The following is a 9452-nucleotide window of genomic DNA, read 5'->3' as shown; positions in this document are numbered from 1 at the left end:
TGCTGGCGCTGCGGACGTTCGCCGCCGCTGAAGTTGCCACCGCCGCCGCCACCGCCGCCTTCACCGCGGCCGCCCAGCATCTGCATTTCGTCGGCGATGATGTCGGTGGAGTACTTCTCCACGCCGTCCTGGCCGGTGTACTTGTCGTAACGCAGGCTGCCTTCGACGTAAACCGAGCTGCCCTTGCGCAGGTACTCACCAGCAATTTCGCCGAGCTTGCCGAAGAACACCACGCGGTGCCACTCGGTACGCTCCTGCTGGTTGCCATCCTTGTCCTTGCGGACACTGGTGGTGGCCAGGCTGATGCGGGTGATCGCCATACCGCCCTGGGTGTACTTCACGTCCGGGTCGTTGCCGAGGTTGCCGACCAGGATGACTTTGTTGATGCCGCGCGCCATAGATAAGTGATTCCATTGTCCGGGGGCCGGTGCCTGTCATATCACACAGCCGGAGTTGCCGATACCCGGCCGCCCTTGGGTGGGCACTGCCAGAAACCGGGGATTCTATCACCGCCCCCCAGCCCACCGGGCCTGCCTCCGCCACCCCGACCGCCAGTGTGACGGCCGGGGCAGGCATTCACCTTCCCCGGATCAGGCCGCTTGCGACGGCGCGCCGCCCAGGGTCACCTTGTCACGCCGACCGGTCGCCGGATCGGTCCGGTGCATGGACAGGCTGCGCCCCGCAAACGGCCCGGTCAGCAGATCGCCCAGCATGGCCTCGGCCAGGCCGTTCCCGGGTTGGGCGAAGGGAGTGATGAACTCGATCAGCCACAGGCGATCGCCGCTGTTCCAGTCGTCCAGCTCCAGCCGCTCGCCCTGCTCCAGCTTCAGCTCGGCCTGCTCGGAAAGGTTCGCCCAGATCGCAACGCCCAGAGGCAACTGTTCCAGTGCCTGCTGGGTTAGACCGGCGAAGGCCGGGCCCGCCTCTTCCAGTCCGGGCAACTCCGGCAGAGTGCCGAAACGGAACACCCGGAACTGTTCCTTCAGCAGTGGCGGCATGAAGGACCATTCCAGGTCCTTCAGCTGCATCTCGCGGTGCAGGGGCGATTGGGAAAGCAGCCAGACGATCTGGCCAAGGGCCTCGGCAACGGTACGCGGCGCTCCGTCGACGGCGTCTGCGGCGTGGGTCGTGGAAGTGATCATGAGCGGGAAATCCTGTAGTCGGGAATGGCGGTCAACAGTTCCATGGTGGCCGGATCGCGCGCCGCAGTGCTGATTCCCTGGGCGTAGGGCTGGGCGTCGAACGTGGACATCGCTTCGATCATCTGGAACCGCTTCTTCTGTGCCAGCGCCAGATTGTCATGCAACGCGGAGCGCTGCGTCGCCGGGCTGGACGGAATGCTTTCGTCGATGGGGGCACGCTGTTCCGACCGAGCCGATTGCTGCATCCGCTCGGCTGCGGTGGGCTCAACGCCACCGAAACGATCCCCCGGTTCCGCCGCCGCTTGCGCCACCGGGGCCTGCGGCAGGTCAGATGCAGGCGCGAAGCGTGGATCGCCGCCTCGGCGGTTGACCCGGCCGGAGGCGGCGTCACCGCTGCCCAGGTCGCGTCCGCCCTTGCCGGCGCCAGCATTCAGGTTCAGGCCGTCACCGTCGCCCTCCTCATCGCGCTCGCCGAAAGCGAAGAACATGTCCGACAGGGCCGCCTGGGTGCCATCGGTACGGGTGTACTGACCGTTGGCATAGGTGGTGTTGTCCGGCGACGTACCGGGCATCTGCCCGGTGCGGCGCGCATCAAGGTTGATCGACGCCACACCCGCCTGTTGCAACGTCAACAGTTCACCCGCCTGGCTGATGCCATCGCGGTTGGCGTCGCGCCAGACCTGGAACTCTGCAAAGCGAGCGTCGTTGGCATCCAGGCGCCGATCACCATTGCTGTCGTAGGCAGCCAGGCCTTCAAGGTCGGAATGGGCACCCTCCAGATCCATCGTGAACGAGATTTCGGCGCCGGAATCGATCGTGCCGTTGCGGTTGCGGTCAAGCACCAGTAGACCGTCGTGCGGCCCGACCCAACCGGTCAGATCACGCACGCCATCACCGTCCATGTCAAAGCGCGTGGCGCTCTGTGCCCAGCCTACGGTCTCCACGCCGTCGCCATCCAAATCAAGTACGACAGGACCCAGGCGCCCGCCCCACTGGTTGACGACGAACTTCAAAGGGTCACTCCACTGGCCTGCAGAATCCACCGCTTGGACGACGATTTCGTACCAAGTGTCGTAATGGGTTTCCTGGAAGTAGCCCGCGCCACTTCCGCGTGGATCACCCCAGTCACCGGAAGTTTCCGTTCTAAGCCCACCGCGAGCGACGATGCGCGAACTGAAGATATTGCTGCCATACGGCGTCAGGAAACCATCCCCCGAGACGCCGCGTGAGGTGGTTCCCCCTTCAAACGTATAGGTGTCACCCGAATAGGTATCCCAATACTGACCGGTGACGCTAGTGAACTCCACTGCACTGGTGACATGCATGTTTGCGTAGAAGTCCTCCTGGTCATTCGCAGCAAGCACCTGGTAGAAATTTCCATCCTGCCAGGTCGCGATCGTTGGCCGCTCATTGACGTTCTGCACATTGATCGTCACCCAGGTGCTGCTGGACAGGCCGCCACGATCGGTCACCGTCACCTGGATCTGGTGGCTCTGCGCGGTTTCAAAATCCAGCTGCCCGTGCAGCGCGATCTGACCCGTGGTGGCGTTGATGCCGAACAGGTTGCTGGCACCACCAGTGATGGCAAACCGATGGTCGCGGTTGTACCACTGGCTGTCCGGGTCGGACCAGTTGGTGAACTGGAATACGGTCTGGCCCGCGCCCGGCGCCGATTCGGCCAGCGTCAGGCTCTGGCCCCAGGTCGTCGGCGCTTCGTTGACGTCTTCGATGCGTACCGTGATCTCGCGGTTGCCCGACACCAGCGCACCATCCGTGGCACGGACCGTGACGTTGTAGTAAGCCTCCAGCTGGCCGTCGCCATCGCCGTCGATCAGCTGCAGGTACGGTGCAACGGCTTCGAAATCGAAGCTGCTGACGTTGTACTTGAGCTGATTCCCGGAGATGACGAACCAGGCAAAGGGGTCGTTGATGATTTGATACGAGGGTGCGGTCCCGTCCGGATCAGACGAGGACAGCGTGGCTACCACCTGCCCGGACACGCCGGTGTTCTCGGAGGTGAGCGCCACGTGCTGCACGACGTCCGGCGTTCGTGGCGCTTCGTTGACGTTGGACACGCCGACCTGGAACACCTGGTCGCGGGTCGCGCCGTGGGTGTCGGTCACCCTCACCGTGATTGCATGCGAAGTGGCGGCCTCGTAGTCCAGCAGCCCACCATTGGCGACGCTCAGTACACCAGCCGCGGTGATCGCGAAGCGACCGCCGGCGTTGTTCACCAGGGTGAAGGTCAGGCCGTCGGTCACGTCCTGGTCCTGGCCGCTGAACTTACCGACCTCGGCGCCGTTGGCAGTGTTTTCCGCGATGCTCAGCGTGCGATCGACGGTGATGCCATGCGGCGTATCGTTGACGTCTTCAAGGCGCACGGTGATGGTGCGCGCCCCGGCCGAGGTCAGCCCACCCGACACAGCCTTCACCGATACCGAGTACACCACCTCCTGGCGGCCATCGCCATCAGCGTCACTCACGGTCATTCCGGCAGCCTTCAGCGCTTCGAAATCCAGGACCAGGCCATCACGGAACTTCAGCTGGTTGCCGACCAGGGTGAACCAGCCGCGCGCGTCGCCCTCCAGCACATAGCTGTAGCTGCCATTGCCGCCACTGGAGGCCAGGTTGGCGATCACAACGCCGCCCAGCGCCGCATTCTCGGCCGCGATTGCCACCGGCTGGCTGGAGACGGTCGGCGTAGCCGGGGCCTCATCAATGTTGGTCACCGCGACGGTGAACGTCTTGTCGCGGGTCAACCCGCCCGAGTCGGTCACCCGCACAACGATCTGGTGCGAGGTGTTGACCTCGTAGTCGAGCAGGCTGGCGTTGGCCACGGTCAGCACGCCGGCCGCGGAGATCGCAAAGCGACCGCCGGCATTTTCGGTCAGGCTGAAGGTGAAGCCGTCATTGTCCGCATCCACCCGTGCGAAGTTGCCCAGCACGGTGCCGTTGGCCACCGGCGCATCCGTGGTCGACTCGGCCGTGCTCAACGCACGGTCCACGGTGATGTCGGTCGGGCGCGCGTTGATGGTGACCGACAACGTCTGCGTCTTGCTGCTGGTCTGGCCGGTCGCCGTCTCCTTGGCGATGGCGGTCACGGTCAGTACGGCGGTCCCGGTCAGATCGGCCGACCACGTTGCCGGGCCGACCAGCGCCAGCCCAGCCAGCTGCGCCGGCGTCAGCGACCACACGCCATTGCCCAGGTCGGTCCCCTTGTTCAGGGTCAGCCCGGTCGGCAGGTTCGAAATGCGGATCTCCAGCGTTTCCGACCCGTCGGTGTCAGCCAGGGCAGCTTGCACGTCCAGCGCCAGCGTGCCGCCATCAAGCGTCTTGCCGACCTGCACGACACGGGTGATCACCGGCGCGTCCACCACCGGCGCCACATTCATGAAGAACACCCGCTCGGTCACCAGCCCACCGGCATCGGTAGCGATCAGCTTGATCGCAACGCGTCCGCTGGCGTTGCCCTTCGGCACCAGCGTCACCGTTCGCTCGCCGTTGGCCCCGGCAGTGATGGTCGGAGTATTCATCCAGGCCACCACCGTCGTGAGGTCAGTGGCATCCACCGCCACGGCACGCACGGTGACCCCGGGTGCCGGGGTCAGGTCGTCACCGACGGTGAACTGCAGGGCGACCTGGCCATCCTCGTTGATCGACTGATCCGGCACGATACTGATCGACGGCAGGCCGTTGCCATCCCAGAAGTGCCGCCACTGGTTCTCGAACGTGCCGTCGGCATGCAGTGCCTGATACGCCGCGACGGTGGCCGGCTTGGTGCGGCTGGCCATAAGCGCGACCAGTGCCTCCGCATTGATCGTGCTGCTGGCGTGCTCGCCGGCCAGGAAGAAATCGATCTTGTAGTTGGCGCGATCATTGGCGTTGGTGGTCGTGTACCAGCCCTTGATCGTGGTCACCACGCTGGTGCCGATCACCGAGATCACCAGGTCATCGCCGGTACGGCTGAACCACAGGTCATTGCGGCTGATGTCGCGATAGCCAATGACGTCGATATCGTCGCCACTGGAGTCGTAGTTGCGGATTTCGTCGGCACCGGAGTTGCGGTCGATCAAGTAGACGTCGCTATCATCGCCACCAATCAGGATGTCGTTACCGGCGCCGCCGTACAAAGTGTCATTGCCAGCCTGCGCATCGAGCAGGTCGTCACCATCACCGCCATACAGCGTGTCGTTGCCAGCGCCGCCGTAGAGCTTGTCGTTGCCCGCGCCACCCTCGATGTAATCATCCCCCGCACCACCGGTAATGACGTCGTCGAACCCACTGCCGATCACGCGCTCGAACGCATCTTCCAGCACATCGCCTGCCGCCGCGCCGCCATGTGTTCCGGTAGCCAGGTTCAGCACGATGCCCGCCGTCGCCGACGCGTAGGTCAGCGTATCGACACCGGCGCCTCCGGACAGGGTGTCGGCACCGGCACCGCCATCGAGGATATCGTCGCCATCACCACCGCGCAGGATGTCGTTGCCGACGCCGCCGCGCAGCGTGTCATTGCCGATCCCCCCTTCCAGCAGGTCATTGCCGGCACCGCCATCGAGGATGTCATTGCCGGCGTCGCCGTACAGGCGATCATCACCGTCTTCGCCATACAGGTTGTCATCGCCATCACCGCCACGCAGTTCGTCGACGCCTGCGCCACCGTACAGCGTGTCGCGACCCAGCTCGCCCCACAGTTTGTCGTCGCCAGCCTCACCGCGCAGATTGTCATCGCCATCGCCACCGTACAGGTCGTCGTTGCCACCGCCGCCGGTGATGATGTCGTTGCCGCCGAGCCCCTGGATCACATCCCGGTTAGCCTGGCCGACCAGCGTTTCGCCAGCGGCAGTGCCGTACAGGTAGTCATCGCGGTTGACCACGGTGAAGACCAGCTGCTTGCTGACACTCAGCCCGGTGCCACCACGATCGGTCGCGGTGACCGTCACGGTGACGTTGCTGCCCACCTCATAGTCAACGATCGCACCGGCCTTCAGGCGCAGCTGGTTGCCGTTGATGATCTCGAATCGGCTGTCGGACACGCTGTACACCATCGTGGCGAAATCACTGCCGGCCGTGGTGTCTGGATCGGTGGCCGACAGCGTGCCGAGCAGGATCGCCGGCAGCGCGGTTCCGGTGGGAACCCGATCGGTTTCGCTGAAGCTGGTGGTGGTGGCCGCGAATACCACCGCCGTCGGTGCTTCATTCTCGTCTTCGATAGCATAGGTGAAACTGAGGGCCGAAGCCGATGCCAGGCTGCCGTCGTAGGCTCTCACGCTGGCGGTCAGCAGCACCTCTTTGATGCCATCGCCATCCAGATCGACCAGGGTCGCGCCCTGCGCGGCGGCCAGCGTCTCGAAGTCGATCGCAACGCCCGCACGCACGCGCACCTGGTTGCCCACCACCTCCAGCAGGCCCCCCGGGTTGGTCACCAGCTGCAGGGTCGGCGTGGTCTTGTCGGGGTCCCCGATCACGAAGGTGCCCACCACCGTACCGGCCCCGGTCTTTTCACCGGCCAGTACGGGCGCGGTGTTTGGCGGCCGCGTCGGTGTGAACGGTGCCTCGTTGACGTTGCGGACGTCGATCTTGAAGTCCTTCTCGAACCACGCGCCGGCGCCGTCGGTCACGCGCACGCGGATGGTGTGCGCAGTGGCGCTCTCATAGTCCAGCTTGGTGCCATCATGGACACTGAGCGTGCCGTCCGCGGTGATCTTGAAGCGGCCACCGCCATCATTGATCAGCGTAAAGGTAGCCGTATCTTCTGCGCCGTCACGGTCGACATGGCCGAAGCGGCCCAGCGACAGGTTGTTGGCGGCGTTCTCGTCCACCGCCAACGGACCCGGGGCGAGGATGTCGCTGGGGACATCGTTGACCGAGCGCACCACCAGATCGACGATCTGGTCGGCGGTATTGCCGTCTGCATCGGTGACCCGGACCACGAAGCGGTCATTGCCGTGGCGATCTGCTGCGGGGGTGTAGAGCCAGGCGCCGGTAGCCGCGTTGAGCGCAACCGTACCCATCCCTGGGGCGGCGATCACCGTGTATCCGGTGATGTTCCCATCATGGTCGACCGCATTGACGCTGCCACTGAGCGGTACGTCCTCGTCGGTGGTCAGATACTGCGTCTCAACCAGCGGCGCCGGCTTGCTCGAGTTCTGCCAGTAGTTCCCGAGCAGGCCCTGCAACGTAGAGGACATGCCCGCCGGAATCGATGCCGAATCCGCCGCCATCGCCGCCAGCAATGGCTCGGCGTGGGCAAGGAACAACGAGCCCGCGCCGATCGCGATCTCGGTGACCCGGCTGGCGCCGGCGTAGTAACCGGCGATGGTGATCCGGGTGCTCCCCCCGATCACGCTCACAAGCAGGTCGTTGCCCACCTTCTGCAGCCAGACCTCGTTGCTCGCCACATTCTGCAGAACGATGCGATTGACGCCCACCGCATCTTCGATGCGATCGCTGCCGCCGTCCCGATCGAACAGATAGGTGTCGTTACCATCGCCGCCGCGCAGCAGGTCATTGCCAGCCTCACCCGCAAGGGTATCGTTGCCGGCACCGCCATCGAGCAGATCGTCGCCAGCTCCTCCGACCAGTGTGTCGTTGCCAGCTTCACCATACAGCTGATCATCGCCTTCCTGGCCACCCAAGGTGTCATCGCCCTCGCCGCCCCAGGCCTTGTCGTTGCCCACATCGCCGCTGATCTGGTCGTCGCCCAGCCCGCCGTAAAGCTCGTCAGCACCCGCGCCACCGGCCAGCACATCGTTGCCCGCGCCACCTTCAAGTCGGTCGTCGCCGGCATCGCCGGACAACGCATCGTTGCCGTCGCCGCCCATCAGGGTGTCGTTGCCGTCACCACCGATGAGCACGTCGTCGCCACCCCGCCCATCCAGCCAGTCATTGCCACCCAGCCCGATCAGGCGATTCGCGCGTGAATCACCACTGATCGTATCGGCGAAGCCGTCGCTGCCCACCACGTTTTCCAACGTGCTGACGCCGTTGACCGCAACCAGCGTATCGCCGTCGGCATGGCCGCCCGACACCGTGCCTGCGGCAAGGTCGAGCACCAGCGACGCGGTGGAGGTCGCGTAACGCACCGTATCGCCATAAGCCTCACCGGCAACCACCGCCTGGCCGAGGCTGATGCGATCGCTGCCACCGTCGATAACGTCGGCGCCGACGCCGCCTTCCAGCGTGTCGTCACCATCGCCGCCAGAAAGGGTGTCATTGCCATCGCCACCTGAAAGTACATCCAGCCCAGTGCCGCCATTGATGGTGTTGGCGCCAGCATCGCCCAGGATGAAATCGTCCGCAGCGGTCCCGCCCTGCGCCAGCTGGCGCAGGTTGATCAGATCAACCACCAGGCCATCGCTGAGCTGCAGCTTCTCCACGAAGCGCTTCTCATTGCTTGCGGTTTCCAGCAGTACCGACCCATTCTGGGCCGCGGTGATGTCCAGGCGGCTGCCAGCACCGGTGATCTTCAGGCCGAGATTGGACAGGCTGATGCCAGCCCCGAAGGACAGCGTATCGCTGCCCCCGTCACCGTCCTGGAAAGCTTCGCGAACGATCTGCAGGCCGTTGTCGGTGTTGCGCCAGGCGCCGCCCTGCAGGCGGCCGATCCCGAACGGCCAGGCTGACACCGGCGGCATCGTCGCCTGCTGGGCTGCGAACAGGAAGTCGATCTGCGCCGAACTCCTGTACACGACCTGGCCAGACTCGCTGCTGGTCAGGATCAGCTGATGGGCATGCTTTCCACCCGCGCCAACCCCGAGGTAGTTCCAGGCCGCCACGTAGCCCGCAGCTACTTCGCCGGCCACCGTGACGATCTCTTCCAGTGCGAATGCTCCATCGAAGATCTGGTCGTCACCGTCGCCGATGTTGTACTCGTAGACATCGTCGCCCTCACCGCCATACAGCACGTCCGCGCCACCGCCGCCACGCAGCACGTCCGCTCCGATGCTGCCGCCGAGACGGTCGGCCCCCGCACTGCCTTCGATGCCTTCGATGCTGCTGTAGACATCGCCCTTGGCATCGCCGGTATTGGCGAACGTTCCTTCCAGGTACACCCGCAACGCCGCACTGCCTGCGTAGGACGCGATATCCACGCCACCACCGCCAAACAGGGTGTCCGCCCCGGCACCACCATGCAGGAGATCGTCGCCCTGTCCGCCATACAGAATGTCGTCGTCCGCACCACCGCGCAGCGTATCGTCGCCTTCGTTGCCCATCAGCAGGTCATTGCCCGCACCGCCCTCGATGACGTCGTCACCACCGTTGCCGGTCAGCCAGTCCTTGCCCGCCGTGCCGACAATGGTGTCATTGCCA

Annotated in this window: 4 protein-coding genes; 1 reads left to right on the top strand and 3 read right to left on the bottom strand. The window is 64.9% G+C overall.

Annotated features, from left to right (window positions below):
* The 3 genes from ssb to DBR20_RS22715 form a co-directional block, all read right to left on the bottom strand.
* The coding region (gene ssb / locus DBR20_RS05935) for a single-stranded DNA-binding protein (RefSeq protein WP_108265539.1) at window positions 1-398 on the bottom strand (398 nt) is incomplete at its 3' end.
* A 192-nt stretch (window positions 399-590) separates the two neighbouring features.
* Complete coding sequence (locus tag DBR20_RS05930; protein ID WP_108265538.1) at window positions 591-1142, bottom strand: toxin-activating lysine-acyltransferase; 552 nt, start codon at window positions 1140-1142, stop codon at window positions 591-593.
* Window positions 1139-9232, bottom strand: a complete 8094-nt coding sequence (locus tag DBR20_RS22715) for a cadherin domain-containing protein (RefSeq protein WP_308812601.1) — start codon at window positions 9230-9232, stop codon at window positions 1139-1141. The genes DBR20_RS05930 and DBR20_RS22715 overlap by 4 nt, the downstream gene beginning before the upstream one ends.
* Before the next feature lie 39 nt (window positions 9233-9271).
* On the opposite strand from DBR20_RS22715, the gene DBR20_RS22285 reads away from it, so the two are divergent.
* A partial coding sequence (locus DBR20_RS22285) for a hypothetical protein (protein ID WP_219927791.1) occupies window positions 9272-9452 on the top strand: 181 nt, incomplete at its 3' end.

It is taken from the genome of Stenotrophomonas sp. HMWF023, from assembly GCF_003060985.1.
Taxonomy (GTDB): Bacteria; Pseudomonadota; Gammaproteobacteria; order Xanthomonadales; family Xanthomonadaceae; genus Stenotrophomonas; species Stenotrophomonas lactitubi.
This window is presented reverse-complemented; position numbering and strand designations above follow the sequence as displayed.